The organism is Dactylosporangium aurantiacum (assembly GCF_000716715.1).
Lineage (GTDB): Bacteria > Actinomycetota > Actinomycetes > Mycobacteriales > Micromonosporaceae > Dactylosporangium > Dactylosporangium aurantiacum.
In genome coordinates, this window is sequence record NZ_JNYJ01000038.1 from 110,600 (window position 1) to 135,006 (window position 24,407).

The following is a 24,407-nucleotide window of genomic DNA, read 5'->3' on the forward strand; positions in this document are numbered from 1 at the left end:
GCTGCGCAAGGCGGAGCAGGGGCGCGGACCAGGGGCGCGGAGCAGGGGCGCGGAGCAGGGGCGCGGAGCAGGGGGCGCGGCGCGGACCAGGCAGGCGAGGCCGCGGGGCCGAAGTGGGCGGAGCCGAGCCGGGCGGCGGCGGGCAGAGCCGGCCGGTTACCAGGTGACTCGGATGATCGGGGACACGCCGCCGGCCGGTGCGGTGGCGGGCTCGGTGTAGGGCAGCTCGGCCAGGTCAGGTGACCAGCGCCGCTCCAGGTCCCGCGCGGCGTCGAACGCGTCGGCCACCGGTTGCAGGACGCGCGCCCCGATGCGGGCGGCCGCCTCCAGGACGGCGGTGGGTGGTGGGGTGTCGGGGTGGGTGCCGCGGACGGTGACCGCCTCGATGGAGGTGGCGACCCTGGCGACGGCCTCGGCGAGCTCGTGGCGCAGCCCTTCGGCCCAGGCGGCGACGGCATCGGCGTACGCCGCGGTCGCTCGCAAGCGGCCGGTGACGGTCATCGGGTCGCTGCCGTCACCGAGGTGCCCGGCCAGCGCCTGCCACCGGGCCGCGAACGCCTCGGCGCCCGAGCCTTCCCATCCGGCGGCGGCGCCGAGGTCTGCGGCGAGCCACTCTCGGCGGCGGGCGAACCGCTCGGCGTCGGCCCGCAGCCGCGTCGCCGCTTCGCGCAGCGCCGCCGGGCTCAGCTTCAGCCCGAAGTCCAGCGCATCGCCGGGCAGCGCACCGACCAGGCGCAGCAGCGGCCACAGCGGATCGCCGGCCGGTGCCCCGCCGGCGACGAGGATCCCGTCGACGCGGTGCAGCAGGTCGGTGCCGATCCCGGAGAGCCGGTCAAGCGCGTCCATCAGGCACCGCCCCGGTCCGCCGTCGCCGGCCCGGTGGACCACGCGCCCCGCAAGGGCGGCGGCGGGGCAGCGGGGGGCATGCCGCGGCCGGGGGTCACGTGTCCTCCTGGCGCTGGTGACGGTGGCGGGCGTCGTCGTCGACGGTGCGGTAGTCCTGGGCCGCCCGGCGCAGCGCCTCGGCGGTCTCCGACAGGCGGATGCCGTGGGCGGACGCCTCGCGGGCGCGGGCGGTCAGCGCCGTCGTCAACGTCCGGTGCAGGGCCCGGCCCAGCTCGCCCGGGGCGCCCGGCGCGTCGCCGCCGAAGGCGCGGGAGCCCGGGTCGGCGAGTGCCATCGTGGTGCTCGCCCCGGCGAGTTCGTCGCCGGCGGCGTCGAGCCGGCCGGCCAGGTCGTCGAGTCCCATGCGCTCCCCCGCCAAGTCGTCCGCTACGTCAGGGACCGGTAGTCGCCGAACGTCTCGGCGTGCAGCTTCTTCCTGGCCCAGGCGGCGGCGTCGGTGGCGGCGGTGACGGCCGCCCGGACCGAGCGGGACACCTCGGCGCCCGTCTGCCCGCGCAGCTGGTCGATCCGCACGTCGCGGATCGTGCCGTCGGCGGTGACCACCACCTCGACCAGGCCGTCGGGGGAGCGCACGCTGACCTCGACGGTCGTGACCGCCTTGTCGAACTCGGCGAGCAACGCGTCGATGCGGCGGTAACGCTCCACCGCCTGCTCGATCCACCTCTCGTCGATCTCGCGCCCCATGTCGGCCCCTCCTCCGGGTGACCGTACGGCACCGGTGAGTGACACGGAACCCCGAACCGCGCCCTGTGGATAACTCTCAGCCGCGCCAGAGGGCGAGCATCATCGCTTCGACGGCGATGCGTGGCTTGACATTGGCCTCGATGGCGACGCGGCACTCCAGGACCGACTCGAGGCGGCGCAGGGTGCTCTCCGGCGCCCACTTCTGCGCGGCGGCGGCGGCCAGCTCGTCGGTGTCGCCGTGCACCGGCTCGACCCGCGCGGCGAACGTGTGGACCAGCACGTCGCGGTAGAAGCCGGCGAGGTCGACCAGCGCCCGGTCGAGGGCGTCGCGCTGGGCCCGGGTGGCGCGGGACTTCTGCCGCCGCTCGAGGTCTTTGAGCTGCCCGGCCGAGCCGCGGGCCGCCCCGGCGGCGCCCTTGCCGGTGCCGCCGGCGCCGAGCGCGGTCTCCAGCGCGGAGCGCTCCTTGGCGTCGGTCTCGGCCACGGACGCGGCGGCCTCGGCCTCGGCGGCCTCGATGAGCGCGGCCGCGGCGTCGAACGCGGCGCCGATGCCGGTCAGGCGGCGCGGCACGGCGAGGACCGCCTCGCGGCGGGCGCGGGCCTGCGGGTCGCCGGCGAGCCGGCGGGCCCGGCCGACGTGGCCCTGGGCGGCGGCCGCCGCCCACGCCGCGGTCTGCTCGTCGAGGCCGTCGCGGCGGCGCAGGAGCGCGGCGATCGCGTCGGCGGGCGGCTGGCGCAGCGCGACGACCCGGCACCGGGAGCGGATCGTGACGGAGATGTCGTCGGGGTGGGTGCTGGGCGTGCACAGCAGGAAGACGGTGCGCGGCGGCGGCTCCTCGATGGCCTTGAGCAGCGCGTTGCCGGCGGCCTCGGTGAGCCGGTCGGCGTCCTCGACGAGCAGGACCTGCCAGCGGCCCTGGGTCGGTGAGCTGGCCGCGCGCAGCACCAGGGCGCGCATCTCGCCGACCGCGATCGACAGCCCTTCCGGGACCACGAACCGCACGTCGGCGTGGGTGCCGCCGAGCGTGGTGTGGCAGGCCGCGCACTCGCCGCAGCCGCCGTCGGGGCACTGCAGCGCGGCGGCGAAGATGCGGGCGGCCACCGACCTGCCGGAGCCGGGCGGGCCGGTGAAGAGCCACGCGTGGGTCATGCCCGCCTCGGCGACGTCGCCGCGGACGATCGCGGCGGCCGAGGCGACGGCGCGGCTCAGCGTCGCGACCGCGTCGTCCTGGCCGACGAGCTCGGCGAAGATCGGCGGGGCGGTGCTGACGTCCACGCTCATACCCTGGTCTCCCGGCCCCCGTCGGGCAACTCGTCGGGAAGCTCGTCGGTCAGTTCGTCGCCGGTCAGCGCGGTGACCGTCTCGGCGGCGTCCTCGAGGGCCTCCTCGATCGCCTCCTCGAGGTCGAACTCCTCCTCGGCGGGCATCAGGTGCCGGACCCGCTGCAGCACGCCGGTGGCCAGGGCCTCGGCCGGCCGGGACGCGTCGAGCACCAGGTAGCGGCTCGGGTCGGCGGAGGCCAGGTCGAGGAACGCATACCGCACCCGCTCGTGGAACGCGAGCGACTCGCTCTCCAGGCGGTCGGCGTCGCCGCGGCGGCCGGCCCGGGCCAGGCCGACGGACGGCTCGAGGTCCAGCAGGACGACCAGGTCGGGCTTGAGGCCGCCGGTCGCCCACTTCGACAGCCACGACACCTCGTCGACCGGCAGGGTGCGGCCGGCACCCTGGTAGGCCAGCGACGAGTCGACATACCGGTCGCTGATGACGACCGCGCCGCGGGCCAGGGCGGGCCGGACAACGGACGCCACGTGGTGCGCGCGGTCCGCGGCGTAGAGCAGCGCCTCAGCGCGCGGGGTCACCACCTCGCCGGTGACCTCGGGCGGGTCGAGCACCAGGCTGCGGATCCGCTCGCCGAGCGGCGTGGCGCCGGGCTCGCGGGTGACGACGACCTCGCGGCCGATCTTCTCCAGCGCCTCGGCGAGGTGCCGGACCTGGGTGGACTTGCCGGCGCCCTCGCCGCCCTCGAAGACGATGAACAGCCCGCGGGCCGCGAGCGGCTCGTCGGGGCTGAGGGGGCGGCCACGGATGGAGCCGAGCACGTCGGCGAAGAGCGGCACGCCCTTCTTGTCGTCCATCTGGCGCAGTGCGACGACACCGGCGAGGACGCCGAGGATGCCGGCGAGGGCGAGCAGCGGCCGGGTGCTGGAGACCTCGAACTCCCGGAAGCCGAGGTTGAGGTGCCGGGACCCGCCGGCGCCGACGATGACGCTGGACAGCGAGATGGTGAGCATGAGCACCACGCGGGTGCCCATCTGCACGAAGGCGAACGCGCGGCCGCGCATGTCGTCGGCGACCTCGCCACCGAGCAGCGTGGTGCCGGACAGGAACGCCATGCCGGCGCCGACGCCGACGAGCAGGGCGCCGCCGACGGCGACGGCCAGATGCGTGGCGAGGGCGAGGATGAGCACGGAGCCCGCGGCCAGCACGATCGACAGGCCGAACCAGCGGCGCCGCGACAGCGCCCCGACGATGCGCGGGCCGGCCGCGATGCCGACGCCGAGGCCCAGGAACAGCGTCGCGAAGAGCAGCGCGAAGCCGGAGTCACCGGCGCTGAGCGACACCGCGTAGAACTTGGCGGTGCCGACGACCACGCCGCCGCCGGCGAACGCGCCGAAGATGCCCAGCACCAGGCCCCGCACCAGCGGGGTCCGGCTGACGAACGACCAGCCCTGGGTGAACTCCTTGAGCATCCCGGGCTTGCGCTCGACGTCGGCGGTGCGCCGGCCGCTGATCTCCTTGATGCCGAAGAACACGGTGAGCGCGGTGGCCAGGAACGTCAGCGCGTTGAACCACAGCGCGACCTCGCTCGGCTCCGCGCCCGCCGGGCGGTCCGTGGCGCCGAACACCACGACGACCAGTTTCTCCAGGCCGATGAGCACGAGGCCGGCGAGCACCGGCGTGATGCCATACGTGGTGGCGAGCGTCAGCTGGTTGGCCGTCTCGAGGCGGGCCCGGGGCAGCAGGTTGGGCACCGCCGCCTCCTTGGCCGGCGTCCAGATCATCGCGGTGGTCTCGATGATGAACGTGGCGATGGCGGCCCACGCGATCACGAGCGTGCTGTCGTCGACGACCAGCGCGGCGGCCGGCATCGAGGCGAAGAAGAGGAACCGGATCAGGTCGCAGACGACCATGGTGAGGCGCCGGTCGAAGCGGTCGGCGAACACGCCCGCGACGGGCCCGAGCACGAGCGCGGGCAGCAGGCGCACGGCGATGACCGAGCCGAACGCCACACCCTGCGCCGCCGAGTTGTCCACCTGCGCGGCGGCGAACGTCGAGGCAGCCAGCAGGCCGAGCCAGTCACCGAGGGACGACAGCCCCAGCACCGCCCACAGCCGGCGGAACGGCCGGATGCGCAGGACCGCCTTCAGCTCGCCGAAGCCGGACAAGTCGCTGCTGGCGATGGCGGCACCTCCTCAGTAGAACGCTTACTGTAACCACGCTACCGGTCTCCAGGTGTCGCCCAGGTGTCGACCGACGCGCCGTACGCGAGGTTCTTTCATATTCACCGTCGACTCGGTACGGTGAGTCGTGTCCAGCTCACGTGACGCCCTCAGGGCCCGCTACGACCGGGCGACCGCCGATCTCGACCCGCCGTTCGCGATCGTCGACCTCGATGCGTTCGACGCCAACAGCGCCGCGATGCTCGGCCGGGCCGCCGGCAAGCCGCTGCGCGTGCCCAGCAAGTCGGTGCGGGTCCGCGCGCTGATCGACCGGGCCCTGGCGCAGCCGGGCTGGCGGGGCGTCATGGCGTACACCTTGCCGGAGGCGATCTGGCTGGCCGGGCAGGGCACGTCCGGCGACATCCTGGTGGCCTACCCGACGGCCGACCGGGCCGCGCTGCACCGCCTGGCCACCGACGAGAAGCTCGCCGCGACCGTCACCGTCATGGTCGACAGCACCGCCCAGCTCGACCTGATCGACGCGGTGGTCCCGGCCAGTGAGCGGGCCGGCGCCGTGCGGGTCTGCATCGACCTGGACGGCTCGTGGCGCCCCGCCCGGGGCGTGCACATCGGGGTGCGGCGCTCGCCCGTGCACAGCGCCCGCCAGGCGGGCGAGCTCGCCGCCGCGATCGCCGGCCGTGCCGGGTTCCGGCTGGTCGGCCTCATGTGCTACGAGGCGCAGATCGCGGGCCTCGGCGACGCGCCGCCCGGGCGCCCGGTGCGCGGCGCGCTCATCCGGGCGATCCAGTCGCGGTCGTTCCCCGAGCTGCTGGCCCGGCGGGCGGCCGTCGTGGCCGAGGTCCGCCGCCACGCCGACCTGGAGTTCGTCAACGGCGGCGGCACCGGCAGCGTCCAGGCCACCGCGCAGGACCCCGCGGTCACCGAGGTGGCCGCCGGATCAGGGCTGTTCGGGCCGTGGCTCTTCGACGGGTACCGCCGCTGGCGCCCGCAACCGGCGGCGTTCTTCGCCATGTCGGTCGTGCGCCGGCCGGACGCGCGGGTCGCGACGGTCCTCGGTGGCGGCTGGATCGCCTCCGGGGAGACCTCGCCGACCCGCCAGCCGCTGCCGTGGCTGCCGGAAGGGCTCGAGCTGATCGGGACCGAGGGCGCCGGCGAGGTGCAGACCCCGCTGGTCGGCCCCGGCGCCGCCGGCCTGCGCCTCGGCGACCGCGTCTACTTCCGCCACGCCAAGGCCGGCGAGCTGTGCGAGCACGTCAACGAGGTGCACCTCGTGTCCGGCGACACGATCGTGGACGTGGTGCCGACGTACCGGGGAGAAGGCAAAGTCTTCCTGTGAGCGTGAGCGTGAGCGTGCGGTGGCGGGCGGCGATGCAGCGGGCGCTCTACGGCCCCGACGGGTTCTTCCGCCGCCCCGGACCCGGCCCCGCCGCGCACTTCCGGACCAGCGCGCACGCCTCGCCGCTGTTCGCCGGGGCGATCGCCACGCTGCTGGAGCGCCTCGACGACGCCCTGGACCGGCCGGCCCGCCTCGACCTGGTCGACGTCGGCGCCGGCCGCGGCGAGCTGCTGCGCGGCGTCCTCGCCGCCCTGCCGCCGTCCGTGGTGGCCCGCGTCGCCGCCGTCGGCGTCGAGGTCGCGCCCCGCCCGCCCGAGCTGCCCGCGCGGATCGGCTGGGCCACCGGCATCCCTTCCGGCATCACCGGCCTGCTCGTGGCCACGGAGTGGCTCGACAACATCCCCGTCGAGATCGTGGAGCTCGATGCGCGGTCGCGGCCACGGTACGTGTGCTGCGCCGCCGACGGCACCGAGACGCTCGACGAGGCGCCGCTGACCCCGCAGGACGCGGCGTGGCTGGCCACGTGGTGGCCCCTCGAAGGGCTGCCGGAGGGCGCCCGCGCCGAGGTGGGGCGGCCGCGGGACGAGGCGTGGGCGGCCGCGGTGGGCAGCGTCGCGCGCGGCCTGGCCCTCGCGGTCGACTACGGGCACCTGCGCGGCGCCCGGCCGCTGTTCGGCACGCTCACCGGCTTCCGGCACGGCAAGGAGACCCCGCCGGTGCCCGACGGGTCGTGCGACCTGACGGTCGCGGTGGCGCTGGACTCGCTGGACGTACACCACCTGCTGCTGACCCAACGGGAGGCGCTGCGGCTGCTCGGGGTGCACGGCGGGCGGCCGCCGCTGGCGATGGCCTCCACCGACCCGGCCGGCTACGTGCGCGCCCTGGCCCGGGCCGGCGAGGGTGCCGAGCTGACCGACCCGGCCGGGCTCGGCGGCCACCACTGGGTCATGCGCTGGGTATGACGTCTGGTCATACCGGGGGTACACTGTGCGGCATGACGGCCAAGGTGACGTTGTCCTTCTCCGATCAGACCATCGCCGACGCCCGGCACTGGGCTGAGCGCGACGGGGTCTCGCTCAGCGCGTGGATCGACCGCGCCGCGCAGGAACGCGCCCTGCGCGAGATCTTCACCGCGCACGCCGAGGCGGTCCGCCGGGCCAAGCCCGACCTGGAGCGCGCCGCGCTCGCCGACGAGGAGGAGATCGCCCTGGTCGACGCGGAGCTGTTCAGCGGGCGCCGTGCGGCGCGGTGAGGTCTGGCTGATCAAGGGCGCCCGCGAGCGCCTCGGGCTGATCATCAGCTCCGACGTGTTCAACAGCACGGACGTGCCCGTGGTCATCGTCGCCGAGGTCACCGACCAGGAGGAGCTGCGCGACTCGCCGCTCGCCGTCGAGCTCGACGACCTCGTCGTCATGCCCGACCGGCTGTCCTCGCCGCTGAAGCGCTGGTTCACGGAGCGGGTCGCCGTCGCCGACACCGCCACGATGCACAACGTCTCGCGCGCGCTGCGGATCCTGCAGGACCTCTAGGCTGGTTCGCATGACCTCCGAGTTGACGGTCGGCACAGGGGCGGGCCTCGACACCGCCGACATGGTGCTCAACATCGGCCCACAGCACCCCTCGACCCACGGCGTGCTGCGGCTCAAGCTCGTCCTGGACGGCGAGCGGGTGCTCAGCGCCGAGCCGATCATCGGCTACATGCACCGCGGCGCGGAGAAGCTTTTCGAGGTCCGCGACTACCGGCAGATCATCATGCTGGCCAACCGGCACGACTGGCTGTCGGCGTTCGCCAACGAGCTCGGCGTCGTCCTCGCCGTCGAGCGGCTCATGGGCATCGAGGTCCCCGAGCGCGCCGTCTGGCTGCGCACCGCCCTGGCCGAGCTCAACCGGGTGCTCAACCACCTGATGTTCCTCGGCTCGTATCCGCTGGAGATCGGCGCGATCACCCCGGTCTTCTACGCCTTCCGCGAGCGCGAGACGATCCAGGCCGTCCTCGAGGAGGCGTCCGGCGGCCGGATGCACTACATGTACAACCGCGTCGGCGGCCTCAAGGAGGAGGTCCCGGCCGGCTGGACCACCCGCGCCCGCGCCGCGATCGACCAGGTCCGCCGGCGCATGCCGGACCTGGACAACCTCATCCGCCGCAACGAGATCTTCCTCGCCCGCACCGTCGGCGTCGGCGTGCTCTCCGCCGCCGACGCGGCCGCGTTCGGGGCCTCCGGACCGGTCGCCCGCGCCTCGGGACTGGACTTCGACCTGCGCCGCGACGAGCCGTATCTGGCCTACGGCTCGCTCACGGTCCCCGTGGTGACCCGCACCGCCGGCGACTGCCACGCCCGCTTCGAGGTGCTGCTGGACCAGGTGTACGCCTCACTCGACCTCGCCCAGGCCTGCCTCGACGAGGTCGACAAGGTCACCGGCCCGGTCAACGTCCGCCTGCCGAAGGTGGTGAAGGCGCCGGAGGGGCACACGTATGCCTGGACCGAGAACCCGCTCGGCATCAACGGCTACTACCTGGTGTCCCGCGGCGAGAAGACCCCGTGGCGGTTGAAGCTGCGCACCGCCTCGTACTCCAACGTGCAGGCCCTGTCGAAGCTGCTCCCGGGCACCCTGGTGCCCGATCTGATCGCGATCCTGGGCTCGATGTTCTTCGTGGTGGGCGACGTCGACAAGTAGGGCTGTGCTGGCTGCCGCGCCTCCGGCGCGGCGGCGGGGGTTCCACCCGCAGCCCTCATACTCGCTGCGCTCGCACTTCCCAACCTGGCCCGACCGGCGAAATCTGGCGCTGCGCTTCCTGGCTTCGTCGTGGTCGGGCCTCCGTCGCGGGCCGGACCGGGCGGAGCCGTCGTGGTCGCCCCGCACCTCGTGACGCCGCAGCGGCGGCGGGGCGCTCAGCGCCAGCGGTCGTCGTTTCCCTCGAAGTCGACGATCTGGCGGGCCGGGCGGGAGCGGGGCTCGTCGCGGGAGCCGTTCCAGCCGTAGTCCTCGTCGTCGTCGTGACGGGCCCGGCGGGGGACGCGCTCGTCCTCGCGGGACGGCGCCGGGTCCTGCCAGCGGGACGGTGGCGCGGCCGGCAGTGCCGCCTGGGCGGCGCCGAGGGCGGGACGGTCGCGGCGGACCTCGGACCAGCGGGTGGTGCCCGTGTCGTCGCGGCGGGCCTCCTCGTAGCTGCTCTCGGACCACTGCGCGTCGGCCTCGCGTTCGCGCTCGCGGCGGGCCTCGGAGCGGCGCGGGCTCTCCCGGCGGGGCTCGTCGGCGGGCGGGTACTCCTCGTGCCGCACCGACGCCCAGCGGTCCTCGATGCGCACGTGGGTGCCGGTCTCGTCGGCGTGGACGGCGGCGCGGCGCTCACCCATGCGCAGCTCACGGCCGCCGCGCTCGTCGCTGTGGACCGACGCCCACCGGTCGGTGGTGCGCACGCCGGTCACGCTGCCGGCGTCGTCGTCAGGGTCGTACGCGCGGCGCCGGCCGCCCGTCCGCTCCACGTCGCGGGACGGGCCGTCGCCGTCGGCGCGGGCCATCCGCTCGCGCAGCAGCTGCTCGGTCCAGGACTCCTCGCGGGGGGCCTCGGTGCGTTCGATCCACTCGGAGCGCTCGCTGCGCTCGGTCCATTCGGAGCGTTCGGTGCGCTCGGAGCGGCTGATCCGCTCGGCGCCCCAGGCCCGGTCTGTGCGGTCGGACGGCTCGTCGCGACCCCCGCGGTCAGTGTGCTCACCACGTCCGCCGCGGTCGGCGTGGTGACCCCGGCTCCGTTCGCCACGGTCGCTGTAATCGCCACGGTCCCCGTGGTCGCCACGGTCGCCCCGGCCGGCGTGGCTGCCGTAGTCGCCCCGGTCGCCGTGGCCGTAGTCGCCGTAGTCGTCGCGCTCGTCGCGGCGGCGGCGCCCGCCGGCCTCGCCGCCGTCGGCCCGCTCGTCTCGGCGGCGCCGGCCGCCGTCACCGTCGGACCAGCCGCCCTCGGCGCGGCCGGGGTCCGCGTCGGACCAGCCGCCGCGGCCGGTGCGCCCACCGGCGTCACCCCGCCCGCGATCGACCCGCCCGGCGTCGTCGTCCGGCCGGGCGCCCCATTCGCCGCGACCCGTGCGGTCGGACTGGTCGGCCCATTCGGCGGCCTCCCGGCCCGCCCGGCCGCGGTCGTGCGCGCCGGCCCGGCCCCGGTCGGCGCCCCGGTCGGCGCCCCGGTCGGCGCCCCGGTCAACGCCCCGGTCAACGCCCCGGTCAACGCCCCTGTCCGCGCCCCTGTCCGCGCCCCTGTCCGCGCCCCTGTCCGTGCCCCGATCCGCGCCCCGGTCGGTGTCGGGGTCCTCGCCGCGGTCGCCCCAGCCCTGGCGGGCGGCGCGGCCGGTGCGGTCCCCGGACTCGCTCCAGTGGCTCGCGTCGACGACCCGCCCGGCGCCACCGTCGGGGCGGCCCCGGTCGCCCGGCTCGTGCCAGTCCTGCCCGTCGCGGTCGGACCACTCGCCGGCCGGGCGGCGCTGCTGCGGGATCTCGACCGGGCGGGCGCCGTACACGGTGCCGTCGCGCCGCTGGTCGGTCGGGTCGACGACCATCGTCTTCGTGGTGACCTGCACGGTCTCCGTGTGCCGCAGCACGCCCTGGGGGACCGCGGCGGAGCCGACCGGCTGCGGGCCGGCGTGCTGCGCGGCGGCCGCCTGCTGGGCGGCGCGGGTGGTGCGCTCGAGCTGGCCGCGCATCATGTCGACCTGGTTGCGCAGGGCGTCGACGGTCTCGTGCAGCACGCCGATGCGCTCGACGAGCTGACCGTGCGTGGCGCGGGCCGCGTGGGTGATGTCGCCGCGGATGTCGTCGCGGAGCGTGTCGAGCTCCTCGAACATCGCCTCCTCGATCTCGCCGCGCAGGTTCTCGTGGTCGGGGCGCAGGGCGATCGACAGTCCGATGAGCACCACGACGCCCACCGCGAGCACCGCGGCGAGCTGCAGGACGAACCCGCCGCCGAAGAGCAGCAGCAGCGCGGCCAGCGGGGCGAGACCGACCCCGGCCCAGAAGAGGATCTGCAGCAGCTTGGCGCTCCGCACTCCTCCGGTGGTTTCCGCGCCTGGCATGAGCAGAGACCTTACCTAGTCTTCAGAGCAAGCGAAATGCCCGCCCTCGGGGTCGAGGACGGGCATTTGGCAACTACCGTGCGTTATCGCCGGGGCTAGCCGAGCGAGCCGTCCGAGGAGAAGACGAGCGCGATCGAGGCCGTGCCCTTCTTCAGCGCGTCGAGGCTCTGCGGGCCGCCCGCGTCGAGGCTGACGAACTTGCCGAACTGGATGCTGTACGTCTTCTCCAGACCCGGCTGGCAGAACGGCCGCTGCGGGCACTCCGCCGGGCCACCGAGGACGGTGTCCTTGCCGGAGCACTTGCTGGCGAAGTCGCTGAGCGTCTTCACCCCGTTCTTGTCGGCGAACGCGGTGGTGACCGCGAACGCGTTCTGGTCGGCCGCCTTCGACGCCTTGCCGAACGTCAGGCCGGCCTTGCCGCCGATCTCCTTGAGCGCGGTGACGGTCTTGTCGACGTCGCCGGACGCGAGGGCCTTGGCGTCCTTACCGTTGACCTGCCCGTTGATGAACTCGGTCAGGGTGCCGGCGTACTCGGGGACGACCTGGAGGTCGCCCTTGGTCAGCTGGCCGTAGTAGATCTCGCGCTTACCGATGGTCTGGACGGTCGCGTCGTACCCGGCGGCGTCCAGGACGATCTCGTAGAGGGCGCCGAGCGTGGCGTTCTCCGCGAAGTCGGCGGCGCCGATCTTGATCGCCCCGCCCTTGCCCTTCTCGATGCCGGTGGTGAGGTTCTCGGCCTTGGCGAAGTCCTCCGCCGCGACCTTGGACGTCTTGCGGTCCACGACGACCGCCTTGTTGAGCTGGATCAGCTTCTCCGTGGTGAGCGCGTCCGCCACCTTGTCCAGCGCCGCGACGAGGGCCGGGTCGGCGGCCTTCGTGTTGATCGCGGCGATGATGTTGTCCGCCGTCTGCAGCTGCTTGTCGTCGGTGAGGACGACGAGCTTGTCACCGGCGACCGGGGCACAGCCTGCCCCGCTCACACTCGCCGGCGCCTGGGTGCCCGAGGAACCCTCCTCGCCGCAGGCCGCGAGGCCTACGGTGGCGAGGCCCAGAAGGACCCCGAGCGTGGCGCGCATGGCAGTTCGCAAAATGGCCCGCCTTCCGTGTCCCGGCGCGATCACTGTGACCGGCCGCGTGTCCGACGGGCGGCGCTATCGGCAATGAAGCCCGCCCGCTTCCCATAGGCAACTCCGCCGATGGGAAATCGGCAACCGCAACCAGGCACGGTTTCGTAACGACCCGTCACACCCGCCCTGCGGCCTGGCGCAACACCCGAGGTGTGATCTTGCGCTCCAGTACCGCCATCAGCCCGTCGATCAGCAGCGCGAGCAGGGCGACCAGGACCGCGCCGGCAAGGATCTGGGCGTCGCCGCGGCCCGGCCCGAGGCCGAACCCGGCGGAGATGATGTTGCCGAGCCCGCCGCCGTTGACAAGGGTGGCGAGGGTGGCGGTGGCGACCACCTGGGTGGTCGCGATGCGCAGCCCGGTCGCCAGGAACGGCACGGCGAGCGGGATCTCGACCCGCCACAGCAGCTGCGCCGCGGTCATACCCACGCCCTTACCGGCGTCACGCACCTCCGGATCGATCTCGCGCATGCCCGTGTACGCGTTGGCCAGCAGCGGCGGCAGCGAGAACACGGTCAGCGCGACCACGACGGCCCGCATGCCGATGCCCAGCGGGCTCAGCGACAGGATCGTCAGCAGCGCGATGACCGGCATCGCCTGCGTGATGTTGGACAGGATGACCACGACACCGGAGCCCGCACCGCGCCGGCCGAGCCAGATCCCGACGGGCCACGCGACCAGGCAGCCGAACAGCACGGACAGGAACGAGATCTCCAGGTGCTCGCGCAGCCGGGTGAGGATCCCGTCGGGGTTGGTCCAGTTCAACGGATCGTTGAACCACGTCACCATCTCAGCGAACGCGTTCACGCCGTCACCTCCGCTTCGCTGCGGCGCCGGCCTGAACTGCGCCCTGAGCTCATGATTCGCAGCCCTCCGCTGCGCTGCGGCACGCTCATGCCTTCCTCCTCGTCCACGGCGTGAGGGCCCGGGTCAGCGCGACCAGCAGCAGGTCCAGCACCAGGGCGAGCAGCACGCAGATGAGCGCGGCGGTGGCGATCTGCGCCTTGTAGAAGTTGTTGCGGAAACCGCTGAGGATCAGCGCGCCGAGCCCGCCCTGCGAGCCGACGGCCGCGCCGACAGTGACCAACGCCACTGTGGAGACCGTCGCCAGCCGCAGCCCGGTGAGGATCGCGGGCAGGGCGAGCGGCAGCTCGACGCGCAGCAGCCGGGCGCCCCGGCCGTAGCCCATCGCGGTGGCGGCTTCCCGCACGTCGCCGGGCACCTGCTGCAGTCCGGTGAGCGCGTTGCGGATGATGACGATCAGCGCGTACAGCACCAACGCCACGACGACCGGGGTGCGGCCGGTGCCCAGGAACGGGGCCAGGAAGGCCAGCAGCGCCAGGGACGGAATCGTGTAAAGCACGCTGGCTGATGTCAGAATCGGCGTGGCGAGCGGGCGCACCCAGTACGCCAGCACCGCCAGCGGCACCGCGATGGCCACCGCGATCGCGACCGACCACACGGTGATGGCCACGTGATCGAGCAGCGCGTCCCGGATCGTGTCGGCGTTGTCCCGGACATAGCTCCAGGAGAACCAGGGGTTGCCCGCCTCACCGCGAGCCAGGAAGGACATGCGTGGACCGTACCGCGAAGGCCGACGGCGCGCCGATCATGCTCGATCGGCTCGGCAAGACGTACCCGAACAAGACCACGGCGGTCGACGAGCTGACGCTGGATGTCGCCGGCGGCGACGTGACCGTGCTCATCGGCCCGTCCGGGTGCGGCAAGTCGACCGTGCTCCGGATGGTCAACCGGCTCATCGAGCCGACCAGGGGCCGGGTGCTGGTCGACGGCGAGGACGTGACGAAGGTCGATCCGGTGCGGCTGCGGCGGACCATCGGCTACGTGATCCAGAACGTCGGGCTCTTCCCGCACCAGACGGTCCGGGCCAACGTCGGCACCGTGCCGCGGATGCTCGGCTGGGACAAGGCCCGCATCGCCGGGCGCACCGACGAGCTGCTCGATCTGGTCGGGCTGGAGCCGGGGCGGTATGCGGCCCGCTACCCGCACGAGCTGTCCGGCGGGCAGCGGCAGCGGGTCGGCTTCGCCCGCGCGCTCGCCGCGGACCCGGTGGTGCTGCTGATGGACGAGCCGTTCTCGGCGGTCGACCCGATCAACCGGGGGCGGCTGCAGGACGAGTTCCTCCGGCTGCGCCAGAGCGTGCGCAAGACGACGATCCTGGTCACGCACGACCTGCAGGAGGCGATCAAGCTCGGCGACCGGATCGCGGTGCTGTCCGACCACGCCCGCCTGGAGCAGTACGCGACGCCCGCGGAGCTGCTGGCGAACCCGGCGAACGCCTTCGTCGAGCAGTTCATCGGCGAGGACCGCGGCATCATGCGCCTGTCGGTGACCCCGATCCCCCGCGACCGCCTGCAGCCCCTCCACGGCGCCCCCGGTGACCTGCCCACGGTGCCCGCCGGCGGGACCCTGCGCGTCGCCTTCGGCGCGATGCTGGCCGCGGGGGCGGCCGCGGCGGTGGTCCGCGACGGCGACGAGCCGATCGGCGTGTTGTCCGCCGCCGATGTACAGGCAGCGCTCGCCGACGTCGACGCCGCACCGCGCTGAACAGCGCGAAGACCGGCGACGGGGGTGTCCGTCGCCGGTCTTCTGGTCAGCGCGTCAGGGCCGGCGGCCCGCCATGGAGGCCAGGCCGATGATCCAGCCGACGATGAGGCCGTATCCGGCGCCACCGGCGGCGTTGACGACCGCGCTGCTGATCGAGGCGTCGGCCAGCAGGAACGCGGTGATGAGGGCGGCCAGTGCGGCCGCGAAGATGTAGGCGGCCCAACCGGTCAGGATCGCCGAGATGGTGCCGCGCGCGCTGGCGAGCTGCGCGCCGACGAGCAGCGTGATGAAGACCGCGGTGAACAGGACCAGCAGGATCGCCTTCAGATCGGCGGCCAGCAGGTCACGCACGGACTGGTCGGTGTCGAAGTTCCAGGCCGGCCACGCGAGGGTCTCCAGGAACAGACCGCGGTTGCCCGAGTTGACCCAGTCGACGTACCAGGGGCTGCCGAAGATCAGCACCAGTAGGAACGCCACCAGGGTGCCCGCGCTTGTCGCGGTGCGGTAGCGCGAACGAGTGATTGCCATGCCCCGGATTAGTCCCGGGAAACAAAATTCGTAAACAGATACCCGTAGTTACTTCGATGGCGACATCAGGTAGTCGATGAAGGCGGCCCTGACCAGCGGCTCGGACTCGCCGTAGGTGTGGTCGGTGACCTCGCGCCAGAGCGCGACGACGTCGTCGACGGTGGCGTCCAGGGAGCCGAGCCAGCCGTCCTGGGTCTCGTCGTTGCTGGACGTGACGTGCTTGAACAGGTCCCAGAAGAACTTCAGGTCGCGACGCTGCCGGGCGAGGCCGAAGGCGCGTTCGCGAAGTTCCTCGGTGGACAGCGCGTCAAGCTCCGCGAGGGTGGCGTCGGTCATGACCTCAGCTTAGCGAGCCGGGCGGCGCCGTCAGCGGCTGCTGCCCCACCGCTCCTCGACGCCCCAGTCCTCGTCGGTGGTGCGCGCCGGCAGCTGGCTCGTCCAGCCGCCGGTGCGCGAGGCGGACCAGCCGTTGTCGGGCTCGGCCTGGCTGGCGCCGTAGCCGCCGGTCGAGGCGGTGCTGGGGGTCCAGACCTCCTCCTCGACCGCTTCCTCGGCGGCCGTCCGCGGCCGGCCGAACGTCTCGATCAGCCGGGTCACGACCAGCCCGATCGCGATCGCGCCGCCGGCCACCGCGAGGGGGGAGATGTTCCACTGCTCGGCGGTGGAGTACCGGAACAGCACCGTCATCGCGGCGACCGCCAGGACGGTGCCGAGGACGCCGCCGCGGCGGCCGTAGGCGGAGGTCCCGCCGATGAGGGCGGCGCCGAGGGCGAGGGCGGTGGTGGACAGCCCGGCCGCGGCCATGCCGTTCTCGGTGGTGGCGATCTCGCGGACGTCGAGGGCGGTCAGCACCCCGGCGACCGAGGCGAGCAGGGCCGAGCCGGCGATCGCGAGGCCGGTGATGGTGGCCGCGCCCCCGCCGCGGCGGCGGGCCGGGTCGGCGACCGGGCGGAAGCGCCCGACGGCGCGGCGGACCGGCCGGATCAGGCCGACGGCGCTGCCGACGGCGCCGAGCGCGACGACCGCGAGCAGCCAGTACAGCGCATGGTCGTGCGGGTCGTAGGCGCCCTGGACGACCTTCTCCGCGTTCTGGTCGGCGATCCAGGCCATGAGCGCGAGCGCCACGCCGAGGCTCGCCGCCCAGCCGGGCACGTGGAAACCGACGACCAGCACCGCGATCACCACGCCGACGCCGAGCGCGACGAGGGCGGTGATGCCGGCGGTCATCGCCAGGCCGCGGTCGGAGTTGTCGGCGAAGAACAGGGCCGACGCGTACGCGATCGGGCCGATCGCCAGGTTGGCCGCGCCGGCACGCAGGGTGAGCCCCATGGCGATCGCCACGAGCCCCAGCTCGGCGCCGGCGAGCAGCAGCGACTCGAGCTCGGCGCCGCGCAGCGCCTCCGGCCGGGCGTCGCGCAGCAGGAACAGCAGCGACGCGGTGGCCAGCAGGAGCACCATCTCCCACAGCACGTGCACCGCCAGCCGGTCGCGGCCGGGCTCGCCGTGCTCGGGGTCGTCGAAGACGTCGTCGAGCTGCGCCGCGCTGGGCGTGGCGCGCCGGGCGGCCAGGCCGAGCGTGCTCTCCGTCGGCGGGACGCTGTAGTCGGGGCTCGCCGAGTACGACCCGGGCGTGTAGACCGACTGGTTGGAGACGCCGAGCGTCGGTGCGTCCTCGGGCACGCCGCCCGAACGGAAGTCGGGTTCCTCACGGAACCCGGGCTCACCGCGGAACCGCGAGTCGTCGTACGCCATCGCGCGCGCCTCCTGCCAGCCGACGACCGGTACGGGTCGCACAGTAACCGCGGATTGTGACGCGCGACAGTCTTTGGGCGAGGAAGACGACAGTGTTTGTTCCAGAACCCTATCGATCGAGGCTTTCGTCCTCTGAGCGTTCCCCCTCCTGGCGCCCGTCCAGGCGGCCCTGCCTGGGAAGATCCTTGTCCCGCGGGCTGGGTGGCACCCGGCAGGCCCGCTCGAGCCAGAGCGCGGCCGCGAGCAGGACGATCGATCCCGCGACGCCGAGCAGGGCCTGCGGCAGGTTCTCCGAGACCTTGGCCAGCACGCCGCGCTGGGTCAGCAGCCAGGACGACATGCCCAGGTAGAGGCCGCCGAACAGGGCCGCGACCAGCGCGGACGCCTTACCGAGGACGGCATACCGGGCGACCACCAGCGGCTGCAGCGGGCCGGCGCCCTCCTTGCGCAGGATCCGGTTGCGGGTCGAGTACGCCTCGAAGCCCTCGAAGATCGCCAGCCCGATCAGGGTGAGCGGCGGCAGCCAGGGCAGCGTCGGCAGGCTGTTCCACAGGCTGCTGATGCCGATCCAGGCCAGCGCGGTGGTCGCGAGCGCGGCGATGACGAGGGTGGCCGGCCGGGTCGGCTCCATCCGGCCCTTGGGCCCGGTCGCGTTCGGTTCGTCGGGTGACGGCGTGGCCATCGGCTCGGCTCCAGATCACGAATCGAGGTGGATGTCTTCCCGCGGGCGCAGGTCGGCGAGGTCGGCGGCCACCGGGGCGGCCCGGACCAGGTCGTAGAGCCATCCGTGACCCGGCAGCTGCCCGTAGGGCTGGATGTCGAGCCACGGCCGGAGCACGAACGCCCGCAGATGTGCCCGCGGGTGGGGCAGGGTCAGCTCCGGGTCGTCGGTGGTGACCGGCCGGTCGTCGTCGCCCCATACGGCGATGACGTCTACGTCAAGCGTACGCGGACCGAAGCGGCGCGCCGGGTCCCGGACGCGGCCCGCCGCGCCCTCCAATTGGTGGGCCCGGTCGAGCCAGTCGCGAGGGCCCGCCGCCGGGTCGACGGCGAGCAGCACCGCGTTGAGGTAGTGCGGCTGGTCGGGATCGCCCCACGGGGGTGTCTCGTACACCCCGGAGACGGCAACCACCACGTCGCCGAGGCCGGCCACCGCGCCGCGCAGGTTGGCCTCGCGGTCGTCGAGGTTGCTGCCGAGGGACAGCACGGCCCTGGTCATGCCCGCTGCCGGCGGATGGTGACGGCGACGTCGGCGAACTCGTGCGGGATCGGGGCCTGCGGCTTGTGGACGGTCACGGTGGCGGCTCGTACCCGCGGATCCGCCAGGCACACGCCGGCGAGGCGGTGCGCGAGGGTCTCGATGAGGTTGACCGGCTCGCCCGCGACCACCTCGGCGAGGCTGCCGGCCAGCTCGCCGTAGTGCACGGTGTCGGTGACGTCGTCGGACGCCGCGGCCGGGGCGAGGTCGAGCTCCAGGACCACATCGATCACGAAGTCCTGCCCGTCGCGGCGCTCGAAGTCGAACACGCCGTGGTTGCCGCGGACCCGCAGCCCGGTCAGGGTGATCCGGTCGAGCGCCATGTCACCGTCCGTCGTCGCTGTCATCGAGCCGCCTGTACGGCCTGCCACACCTTGATCGCGTCCACGTTGCCACGGACCTCGTGGACCCGCACGCCCCACGCGCCCGCGGCGACGGAGAGCACGGTCGTGGCGATCGTGGCCGCCTCCCGGTCCCCGGTCGGGCGCGGGGAGCCGTCGGCGGCCTCCAGCAGCCGGCCCAGGTGCGACTTGCGGCTGGATCCGACGAGCACCGGGTAGCCGAGCGCGACGAGCTCCGGCAGGTGCGCGGCCAGCCGCCAGGTGTGCTCGGCCTTCTTCGCGAACCCCAGCCCCGGGTCGAGAATCAGCCGTTCGGGTGCCACACCGGCGGCGACGGCCTCGTCGACCCGCTCCAGCAATTCGGCACACACCTCTTTCACGACATCGTCATAAACGGCCAAATCGGCCATTCTTCGCGAATGGCCGCGCCAATGCATGAGGACCCACGGGCAGCCGGCCTCGGCGACCACCCGGGCCATGTCGGGGTCGGCCAGACCGCCGGACACGTCGTTGACCAGGGCGACGCCGGCCTCGACCGCCTCGGCGGCGACCGCCGCGCGGGTCGTGTCGATGCTCATCGTGACCCCCGCCGCGGCCAGCTCGCGGATCACCGGCAGGACCCGGTCCAGCTCCGTGCGCGCGTCGACCCGGTCGGCACCCGGACGGGTGCTCTCGCCGCCGATGTCGATCACGTCGGCGCCCTCGCCGACCATCTGCATGGCGTGCTCGACGGCGGCACCGAGCCCGGCGTAGCGCCCCCCGTCGGAGAAGCTGTCGGGGGTCACGTTGAGCACCCCCATGACCACGGGGGAAGGACGGCGAAGGAGCGTCACCTGAATGAAGGTACTCACCTTCGAACCGTCACCTGTCCCCCACCAGGGGTAACCGCTCGGGCGCCTCATCAGCAACACTGATCACGGACCGGTCAGCTTGTTGGAAAGAGGGCCGCAACGTACTCTCTGCAAGTGAACGTTATTCGGACCGTTAAACCCGACAATGGGCATTTAGCAGGGCAAACGCCCGGATAAGGTTCCGCTGGAGGGCGACACAGCAGCCGGGGTCGTATGACCGGGTCGTCTTATCAGCGAGGCTTAACGCGCGGCGTGCACCTCGCCCGTCGCGCCTCCGGGGAGGTCTGATGATGTTGTTGGAGATCGGCCAGGCGCTGTGGGGGGAGACGAGCCGCGTCGCGGACGCCATCGCTCTGGCCCCGTCGCCAAACCCCGAACCGAAGACGATCAACACCGACGGCATCCTGAACTTCTTCACGACCAAGATCGTGCCGATCCTCCTCGCCGCACTCGGTGTCATCTTCATCGGCCGAGCCAGCAAGGGTGAGGTTTCCCGGGTGCTGACGAGCTCCGCCATCGCGATCATCGGGCTGGCCTTTGTGGCCGGTGCCGCGTCGCTGTTCTTCTTCGGCGACTCCCTCGTCAAACTGCTCTTCAACTAGAGCTGCCGTGCCTTCCTGGCCTCACTGCCGAGACGAGTGAACAAGACATGCGGCTGCGCACCGACGACGACATCTACCGGGCCCGCCTGGTCTACCTCGGGCCGCCCGGTTACACGCTGCCCATCCAGCTGCCGTATGCGCAGTATGGGGTGTTCGCGCTGCTGGTGCCGTTGTTCATGTTCATCCGCTACCTGATCACCCTGCAGGTCGACTACTTCCCCGCATACGAGATCGCCCTCGCGATCGTGGCGACGTCGCTGATCTTCCGCTACGTCGACCCCGACCGTCCCGCCCGGATGGTGGTCCGCACAGCCCTGACCGACTGGCGTCACACCCGGGAGCCGAGCCGCGAGCAGCGCGATGCCAAGCTCGTGGCCACCAGGGTGCGGATCCGCCCGGAACTCACCGGTGATCTCGCATGACCAACCCGCCTCCCCGTCGCACCGGGGGCTACTCGAATCAGCCCGACACGGATGACGACGCTGCGCACACGTCTGATTACGATGGCGGACTGAGGGCCGCCGCCGAGGGCGGTCGCGTGGCGATGTTCCGCGGGCCGGCCCGCGGCCCGGCGGCCGACCGCCCGGCGAGCGCGCCACCCGCGGCCGACGTCGACTCGCCGTTCCTCGGCCTGTTCGACGACCCGCCCGGCGGTCGCCCCCGCGACCGGGTGAAGGCCCTGGACCCCGGCAGCAGCCGGCCGGTCTCGGGCATCCCGGTGTCCGCGGCGCCGTCGTCGGGCGCCGGGGCCGGACGGGCCCCGGAGGACCTGCGCGCCCCGAAGCGGGTGGCGCAGCGGACCGAGGCGCTGCCGGCGAACGGGCAAGAGACCTACGAGCGGCGGCAGCTCGGCCGGCCGCCCGTGGAGCGCTACCCGGCCGACGCGGGACGGCCCGCGCTGCCGTCCGCCGCGGCGCCGGCCTCCTCACCGCCGGCGTCGTTGCCGCCGGCGCAGCCGGCCTCGTCGCTGCCCGCCTCGGCACGGCCCGCCGACCGGCTGGAGCGCAGCGGAGAGCACCCCGGATATCCGGAGATCCTCGACTGGAGCGGCGAGCACCCGCGCCAGCTCGGCCGGCCGGGGGTCGCCGAGCGGCGCCCCGCGGACCGGCCCGCGGACCGGCAGCCCTCCCAGCGGCAGCCGGACCGCTCCACCCGCCTGCCCAGCCGGCCGTCGGGCGGCGGCGCCAGTCGTACACCAGCGAAGAACAACGGCAAGGTGGTGCCGGGCCGGGAGATCGTGCCGCCCGCACGGCGGACCCAGACGGACCCGCCCGGACGCCAGCAGCCCGGCCAGCAGCAGCGGCCGGCGGCCGTCAAGCCAGGGCGGCGCACCCCGCTGGAGCGCACCCCGAAGCCGCGGCACAAGGACCGGCAGGCCTCGATCGACCTGGCGATCACGGAGATCGCCGGGCACCTGACGTTCACGCCGAACACCGTCACCGCGTGGTACTGGCTGCCCGAGGTCCGCTGGGCGTTCCGCCCCGACGCCGAGCGCGAGGCGCTGCTGTCGGCGATCTCCGAGCAGTACGCCGGCCTCGCCGGGTTCCGGCTGCACCTGCGGCGCACCACCAAGCCGTTCCCCGCCGACCAGTGGGCCCGCGTGGTGGACAACAACACGCCGTATCCGCTGCCGTCCGCGGGCGCCGGCCCGTCGTGGGCCGACCACCTGGTCGCCGCGCAGAAGCACCTCCTGGCGATCAACCACGCCGAGGGCCAGACCTACCTCGGCATCTCCTTCGCCCGGCGCACCCTCGGCGACACGTTCGCCGAACGCATCGGCTCGCTGTTCCGCCGCGGCGTCGCCGACGCCGAACGGCGCCGGATGGCCCGCACCGTCGAGCAGTTCGACGAGGTCCTCGGCGCGTTCGGCATGCGCGGGCGGCGGGTCACCGCGTTCGAGCTGGAGTGGCTGCTCTACCGCTCGGTCGCGCTGTGCATGTCGCCGCCGGGGCACATCACCACCCTCGACGGCGCCTGGGACCGCGGCGACCTGCTGGCCCTGACCGAGCAGGTCGAGCGCTACCGCACCCCCTACGGCTCCACGGTCAAGCTGGTCAACCGGGTCAGCGGCGAGGAGCGGCACGTCGCGGTGCTCACCGTCGGCCGCATGGAGCCCTTGGAGATCCCGGAGCGGCACGAACCCTGGCTGCACTTCCACGAGCGGCTGCCGTGGCCGATGGAGCTCTCCTCGCGGATCGACATCCTCGGCCCCAACGACTCCTTCCGCAACCTCGAGCACCGGCTCCGGCTGATCCGCTCCCAGCAGGCCGACTACAGCGAGCACGGCATCGACGCCCCGCCCGAGCTGGAGCGCCTCGCCAAGCGCGCCCTCACCATCGGCGACGAGATCAGCACCGGCCTGCCCGTCGACTCGTCCCGCGCGCACGGCTGGCACCGCATCGCCGTCGGCGGCCGCACCCGCGAGGAGTGCCTGGAGCGGGCCCGCCGGGTCACCCAGATGTACTCGCGGGAGATGCGCATCGCCCTGCAGCACCCGAAGCAGCAGGACTGGCTGGCCCGCGAGTTCATCCCCGGCGAGCCCCTCGCGAACACCGGCTACCTGCGCCGCATGCCGGTGAAGCTCTTCGCCGCCGCCCTGCCGCAGGCCGCCTCCACCGTCGGCGACCGCCGCGGCGACCTCATCGGCCGCACCGCCGGCACCTCCCGCCGCCCCGTCTTCCTCGACCTGCACTTCCCGATGGAGGTCCGCGAGCGCTCCGGCCTGGCCGTCTTCGTCGCCGAGCCCGGCGGTGGCAAGTCGACCCTCATGGGCGCGCTCGGGTACCTGAACGCCCGCCGCGGCGTGCAGGTGACGCTGCTCGACCCGTCCGGCCCGCTGGCCCGGCTGTGCGCGATGCCGGAACTGGCCCCGTACTCCCGCGTGCTCAACCTCACCGGCTCCGAGCAGGGCACCCTGGCGCCGTACTCGCTGATCCCCACCCCGCAGCGCGGCCACTACGCCCCCGGCGCCTCCGGCGACCGCGAGTTCGAGATCGCCATCTCCAACGCGCGCGCCGAGCGCCGCATGCTCGTGCAGGACATCTGCATGATGCTGGTCCCGCCGCAGGTCGCCCGCGAGGCGTCGACCGCGACCATGCTGCGCCACGCCGTGCGCCAGGTCCCGGCCGAGGAGTCCTCGACCCTCGAGGACGTCATCCGCTCCCTGCGCGACACCGGCGACCACGACGCCCTGGAGCTCGGCAACCTCCTGCTGGACACCGCCGAGATGCCCCTCGCCATGCTCTTCTTCGGCACCCCTCCCCCGGGCCTCCTCGGCGCCGACGCGACCCTCACCGTCATCACCATGGCCGGGCTCCGCCTGCCCGACCTCAAGATCGAGCGCGAGTACTGGTCGGCCGAGGAGTCCCTCGCCCTACCCATGCTGCACACCGCCCACCGCCTCGCCGTGCGCCGCTGCTACGGCGGCGACATGACCCAGCGCAAGCTCGTCGGCCTCGACGAGGCCCACTTCATGGAAGGCTGGCGCTCCGGCCGCTCCTTCCTCGTCCGCCTCGCCCGCGACTCCCGCAAGTGGAACCTCGCGGCGCTGGTCGCCTCGCAGAACCCGAAGGACATCCTCGGCCTCGACGTGCAGAACCTCGTCTCGACCGTCTTCGTCGGCCGCATCGCCGAGGACAGCGAGATCGCCGCCGAGGCGCTGCGCCTGCTGCGCGTCCCCACCGACGTCGGCTACGAGCAGACCCTGGCCGCGCTCTCCCAGGTCGACACCGCCTCCTCGTCGCGCCTCGGTTTCCGCGAGTTCGTCATGCGTGACGTCGACGGCCGGGTCCAGAAGGTCCGCGTCGACGTCTCCTACGTCCGGGACCTCCTGCGGTACCTGGACACCACACCTGGGGGTGTACCCGTCGACGGCACCGTCGGCGGCGAGGTCGTGGACGTCCACGACGACGACCCGGAGGTCGACAGGTGA

The 24,407-nt window shown here is 73.5% G+C and carries 25 protein-coding genes; 9 read left to right on the forward strand and 16 right to left on the reverse strand.

The genetic code is table 11. From position 1 onward, the window contains the following. Window positions 1–156 precede the first annotated feature (156 nt). From OP18_RS35525 to tmk, 5 genes are all read right to left on the reverse strand, one after another. Entirely contained in the window at window positions 157–846 is a 690-nt protein-coding gene (locus tag OP18_RS35525; RefSeq protein ID WP_033363505.1) for a hypothetical protein, read from the reverse strand. 94 nt (window positions 847–940) lie between these two features. Next, window positions 941–1,249 carry a hypothetical protein gene (locus OP18_RS35530; protein ID WP_033363506.1) on the reverse strand — a complete coding sequence of 103 codons (309 nt, stop codon included), beginning with the start codon at window positions 1,247–1,249 and terminating at the stop codon, window positions 941–943. 23 nt (window positions 1,250–1,272) lie between these two features. Then, complete coding sequence (locus tag OP18_RS35535) at window positions 1,273–1,590, reverse strand: YbaB/EbfC family nucleoid-associated protein (RefSeq protein ID WP_033363507.1); 318 nt, start codon at window positions 1,588–1,590, stop codon at window positions 1,273–1,275. Window positions 1,591–1,666: 76 nt separating this feature from the next. Beyond that, entirely contained in the window at window positions 1,667–2,872 is a 1,206-nt protein-coding gene (locus tag OP18_RS35540; protein ID WP_033363508.1) for a DNA polymerase III subunit delta', read from the reverse strand. Further along, complete coding sequence (gene tmk / locus OP18_RS35545; RefSeq protein ID WP_052387810.1) at window positions 2,869–5,037, reverse strand: dTMP kinase; 2,169 nt, start codon at window positions 5,035–5,037, stop codon at window positions 2,869–2,871. Before tmk ends, OP18_RS35540 begins: the two co-directional genes overlap by 4 nt. A gap of 142 nt (window positions 5,038–5,179) precedes the next feature. Between tmk and OP18_RS35550 the strand changes: the two genes are divergently transcribed. Genes OP18_RS35550 through OP18_RS35570 form a run of 5 tightly spaced genes read left to right on the forward strand, consistent with a single transcriptional unit; the run spans window position 5,180 to window position 9,064 of the window. Further along, window positions 5,180–6,388 (forward strand): amino acid deaminase/aldolase, encoded by a 1,209-nt coding sequence (locus OP18_RS35550; protein ID WP_033363509.1) that lies wholly within the window; start codon window positions 5,180–5,182, stop codon window positions 6,386–6,388. A gap of 8 nt (window positions 6,389–6,396) precedes the next feature. Next, a complete protein-coding gene (locus tag OP18_RS35555) occupies window positions 6,397–7,350 on the forward strand; it encodes an SAM-dependent methyltransferase (RefSeq protein ID WP_033363629.1) in 954 nt (317 codons plus the stop codon). A gap of 32 nt (window positions 7,351–7,382) precedes the next feature. Next, window positions 7,383–7,640 carry a DUF6364 family protein gene (locus OP18_RS35560; protein ID WP_033363510.1) on the forward strand — a complete coding sequence of 86 codons (258 nt, stop codon included), beginning with the start codon at window positions 7,383–7,385 and terminating at the stop codon, window positions 7,638–7,640. Then, window positions 7,627–7,917 carry a type II toxin-antitoxin system PemK/MazF family toxin gene (locus OP18_RS35565; protein ID WP_033363511.1) on the forward strand — a complete coding sequence of 97 codons (291 nt, stop codon included), beginning with the start codon at window positions 7,627–7,629 and terminating at the stop codon, window positions 7,915–7,917. The genes OP18_RS35560 and OP18_RS35565 overlap by 14 nt, the downstream gene beginning before the upstream one ends. Window positions 7,918–7,927: 10 nt before the next feature. After that, entirely contained in the window at window positions 7,928–9,064 is a 1,137-nt protein-coding gene (locus tag OP18_RS35570) for an NADH-quinone oxidoreductase subunit D (protein WP_033363512.1), read from the forward strand. Window positions 9,065–9,279: 215 nt separating this feature from the next. Here the strand turns inward: OP18_RS35570 and OP18_RS35575 are convergent, their stop codons facing one another. The 4 genes from OP18_RS35575 to OP18_RS35590 all read right to left on the reverse strand — a co-directional run bounded on the left by OP18_RS35575 (window position 9,280) and on the right by OP18_RS35590 (window position 14,149). Continuing rightward, window positions 9,280–11,451 carry a hypothetical protein gene (locus OP18_RS35575; protein ID WP_156090027.1) on the reverse strand — a complete coding sequence of 724 codons (2,172 nt, stop codon included), beginning with the start codon at window positions 11,449–11,451 and terminating at the stop codon, window positions 9,280–9,282. Window positions 11,452–11,546: 95 nt separating this feature from the next. Beyond that, window positions 11,547–12,527, reverse strand: a complete 981-nt coding sequence (locus OP18_RS35580; protein WP_033363514.1) for a glycine betaine ABC transporter substrate-binding protein — start codon at window positions 12,525–12,527, stop codon at window positions 11,547–11,549. A 166-nt stretch (window positions 12,528–12,693) separates the two neighbouring features. Further along, the gene (locus OP18_RS35585) at window positions 12,694–13,365 is read right to left on the reverse strand and encodes an ABC transporter permease (RefSeq protein ID WP_081971405.1); all 672 of its coding nucleotides are present in this window, start codon (window positions 13,363–13,365) and stop codon (window positions 12,694–12,696) included. Between the two features lie 103 nt (window positions 13,366–13,468). After that, the gene (locus tag OP18_RS35590) at window positions 13,469–14,149 is read right to left on the reverse strand and encodes an ABC transporter permease (protein WP_033363516.1); all 681 of its coding nucleotides are present in this window, start codon (window positions 14,147–14,149) and stop codon (window positions 13,469–13,471) included. A gap of 38 nt (window positions 14,150–14,187) precedes the next feature. Between OP18_RS35590 and OP18_RS35595 the strand changes: the two genes are divergently transcribed. Then, the gene (locus OP18_RS35595) at window positions 14,188–15,144 is read left to right on the forward strand and encodes an ABC transporter ATP-binding protein (RefSeq protein WP_052387844.1); all 957 of its coding nucleotides are present in this window, start codon (window positions 14,188–14,190) and stop codon (window positions 15,142–15,144) included. Between the two features lie 54 nt (window positions 15,145–15,198). On the opposite strand, the gene OP18_RS35600 is transcribed toward OP18_RS35595, so the two are convergent. From OP18_RS35600 to folP, 7 genes are all read right to left on the reverse strand, one after another. Then, a complete protein-coding gene (locus OP18_RS35600) occupies window positions 15,199–15,672 on the reverse strand; it encodes a hypothetical protein (RefSeq protein ID WP_033363518.1) in 474 nt (157 codons plus the stop codon). 48 nt (window positions 15,673–15,720) lie between these two features. Continuing rightward, window positions 15,721–16,008 (reverse strand): hypothetical protein, encoded by a 288-nt coding sequence (locus tag OP18_RS35605; RefSeq protein ID WP_033363519.1) that lies wholly within the window; start codon window positions 16,006–16,008, stop codon window positions 15,721–15,723. 30 nt (window positions 16,009–16,038) lie between these two features. Then, a complete protein-coding gene (locus OP18_RS35610; protein WP_052387812.1) occupies window positions 16,039–17,466 on the reverse strand; it encodes an ABC transporter permease in 1,428 nt (475 codons plus the stop codon). A gap of 67 nt (window positions 17,467–17,533) precedes the next feature. Continuing rightward, window positions 17,534–18,106, reverse strand: coding sequence for a DUF3180 domain-containing protein (locus OP18_RS35615; protein ID WP_033363520.1), 573 nt, complete (start codon window positions 18,104–18,106; stop codon window positions 17,534–17,536). Window positions 18,107–18,121: 15 nt separating this feature from the next. Next, on the reverse strand, window positions 18,122–18,643 hold the full coding sequence (gene folK, locus OP18_RS35620; RefSeq protein ID WP_033363521.1) for a 2-amino-4-hydroxy-6-hydroxymethyldihydropteridine diphosphokinase: 522 nt from the start codon (window positions 18,641–18,643) through the stop codon (window positions 18,122–18,124). Then, window positions 18,640–19,005 (reverse strand): dihydroneopterin aldolase, encoded by a 366-nt coding sequence (folB, locus tag OP18_RS35625; protein ID WP_033363522.1) that lies wholly within the window; start codon window positions 19,003–19,005, stop codon window positions 18,640–18,642. The genes folK and folB overlap by 4 nt, the downstream gene beginning before the upstream one ends. Window positions 19,006–19,025: 20 nt before the next feature. After that, the gene (folP, locus tag OP18_RS35630) at window positions 19,026–19,823 is read right to left on the reverse strand and encodes a dihydropteroate synthase (protein ID WP_052387813.1); all 798 of its coding nucleotides are present in this window, start codon (window positions 19,821–19,823) and stop codon (window positions 19,026–19,028) included. 338 nt (window positions 19,824–20,161) lie between these two features. Between folP and OP18_RS35635 the strand changes: the two genes are divergently transcribed. The 3 genes from OP18_RS35635 to OP18_RS35645 all read left to right on the forward strand — a co-directional run bounded on the left by OP18_RS35635 (window position 20,162) and on the right by OP18_RS35645 (window position 24,407). Next, the gene (locus tag OP18_RS35635) at window positions 20,162–20,476 is read left to right on the forward strand and encodes a hypothetical protein (RefSeq protein WP_033363523.1); all 315 of its coding nucleotides are present in this window, start codon (window positions 20,162–20,164) and stop codon (window positions 20,474–20,476) included. Window positions 20,477–20,523: 47 nt separating this feature from the next. Beyond that, entirely contained in the window at window positions 20,524–20,898 is a 375-nt protein-coding gene (locus OP18_RS35640) for a hypothetical protein (protein WP_033363524.1), read from the forward strand. A 122-nt stretch (window positions 20,899–21,020) separates the two neighbouring features. Next, window positions 21,021–24,407: an ATP-binding protein gene (locus OP18_RS35645; RefSeq protein WP_081971406.1), complete on the forward strand. Its 3,387-nt coding sequence runs from the start codon at window positions 21,021–21,023 to the stop codon at window positions 24,405–24,407.

Excerpts from the sequence above, each read along its gene's own strand:
- OP18_RS35615 (WP_033363520.1), bottom strand. The coding sequence starts at position 18,106 with ATGGCCACGCCGTCACCCGACGAACCGAACGCGACCGGGCCCAAGGGC.
- OP18_RS35595 (WP_052387844.1), top strand. The coding sequence starts at position 14,188 with ATGCTCGATCGGCTCGGCAAGACGTACCCGAACAAGACCACGGCGGTC.
- OP18_RS35580 (WP_033363514.1), bottom strand. The coding sequence starts at position 12,527 with ATGCGCGCCACGCTCGGGGTCCTTCTGGGCCTCGCCACCGTAGGCCTC.
- folP (WP_052387813.1), bottom strand. The coding sequence starts at position 19,823 with ATGGGGGTGCTCAACGTGACCCCCGACAGCTTCTCCGACGGGGGGCGC.
- OP18_RS35635 (WP_033363523.1), top strand. The coding sequence starts at position 20,162 with ATGATGTTGTTGGAGATCGGCCAGGCGCTGTGGGGGGAGACGAGCCGC.
- OP18_RS35560 (WP_033363510.1), top strand. The coding sequence starts at position 7,383 with ATGACGGCCAAGGTGACGTTGTCCTTCTCCGATCAGACCATCGCCGAC.
- folB (WP_033363522.1), bottom strand. The coding sequence starts at position 19,005 with ATGGCGCTCGACCGGATCACCCTGACCGGGCTGCGGGTCCGCGGCAAC.
- OP18_RS35570 (WP_033363512.1), top strand. The coding sequence starts at position 7,928 with ATGACCTCCGAGTTGACGGTCGGCACAGGGGCGGGCCTCGACACCGCC.
- OP18_RS35605 (WP_033363519.1), bottom strand. The coding sequence starts at position 16,008 with ATGACCGACGCCACCCTCGCGGAGCTTGACGCGCTGTCCACCGAGGAA.
- OP18_RS35575 (WP_156090027.1), bottom strand. The coding sequence starts at position 11,451 with ATGCCAGGCGCGGAAACCACCGGAGGAGTGCGGAGCGCCAAGCTGCTG.
- OP18_RS35590 (WP_033363516.1), bottom strand. The coding sequence starts at position 14,149 with ATGTCCTTCCTGGCTCGCGGTGAGGCGGGCAACCCCTGGTTCTCCTGG.
- OP18_RS35585 (WP_081971405.1), bottom strand. The coding sequence starts at position 13,365 with ATGGTGACGTGGTTCAACGATCCGTTGAACTGGACCAACCCCGACGGG.
- OP18_RS35640 (WP_033363524.1), top strand. The coding sequence starts at position 20,524 with ATGCGGCTGCGCACCGACGACGACATCTACCGGGCCCGCCTGGTCTAC.
- folK (WP_033363521.1), bottom strand. The coding sequence starts at position 18,643 with ATGACCAGGGCCGTGCTGTCCCTCGGCAGCAACCTCGACGACCGCGAG.
- OP18_RS35600 (WP_033363518.1), bottom strand. The coding sequence starts at position 15,672 with ATGGCAATCACTCGTTCGCGCTACCGCACCGCGACAAGCGCGGGCACC.
- OP18_RS35535 (WP_033363507.1), bottom strand. The coding sequence starts at position 1,590 with ATGGGGCGCGAGATCGACGAGAGGTGGATCGAGCAGGCGGTGGAGCGT.
- OP18_RS35530 (WP_033363506.1), bottom strand. The coding sequence starts at position 1,249 with ATGGGACTCGACGACCTGGCCGGCCGGCTCGACGCCGCCGGCGACGAA.
- OP18_RS35525 (WP_033363505.1), bottom strand. The coding sequence starts at position 846 with ATGGACGCGCTTGACCGGCTCTCCGGGATCGGCACCGACCTGCTGCAC.
- OP18_RS35540 (WP_033363508.1), bottom strand. The coding sequence starts at position 2,872 with ATGAGCGTGGACGTCAGCACCGCCCCGCCGATCTTCGCCGAGCTCGTC.
- OP18_RS35645 (WP_081971406.1), top strand. The coding sequence starts at position 21,021 with ATGTTCCGCGGGCCGGCCCGCGGCCCGGCGGCCGACCGCCCGGCGAGC.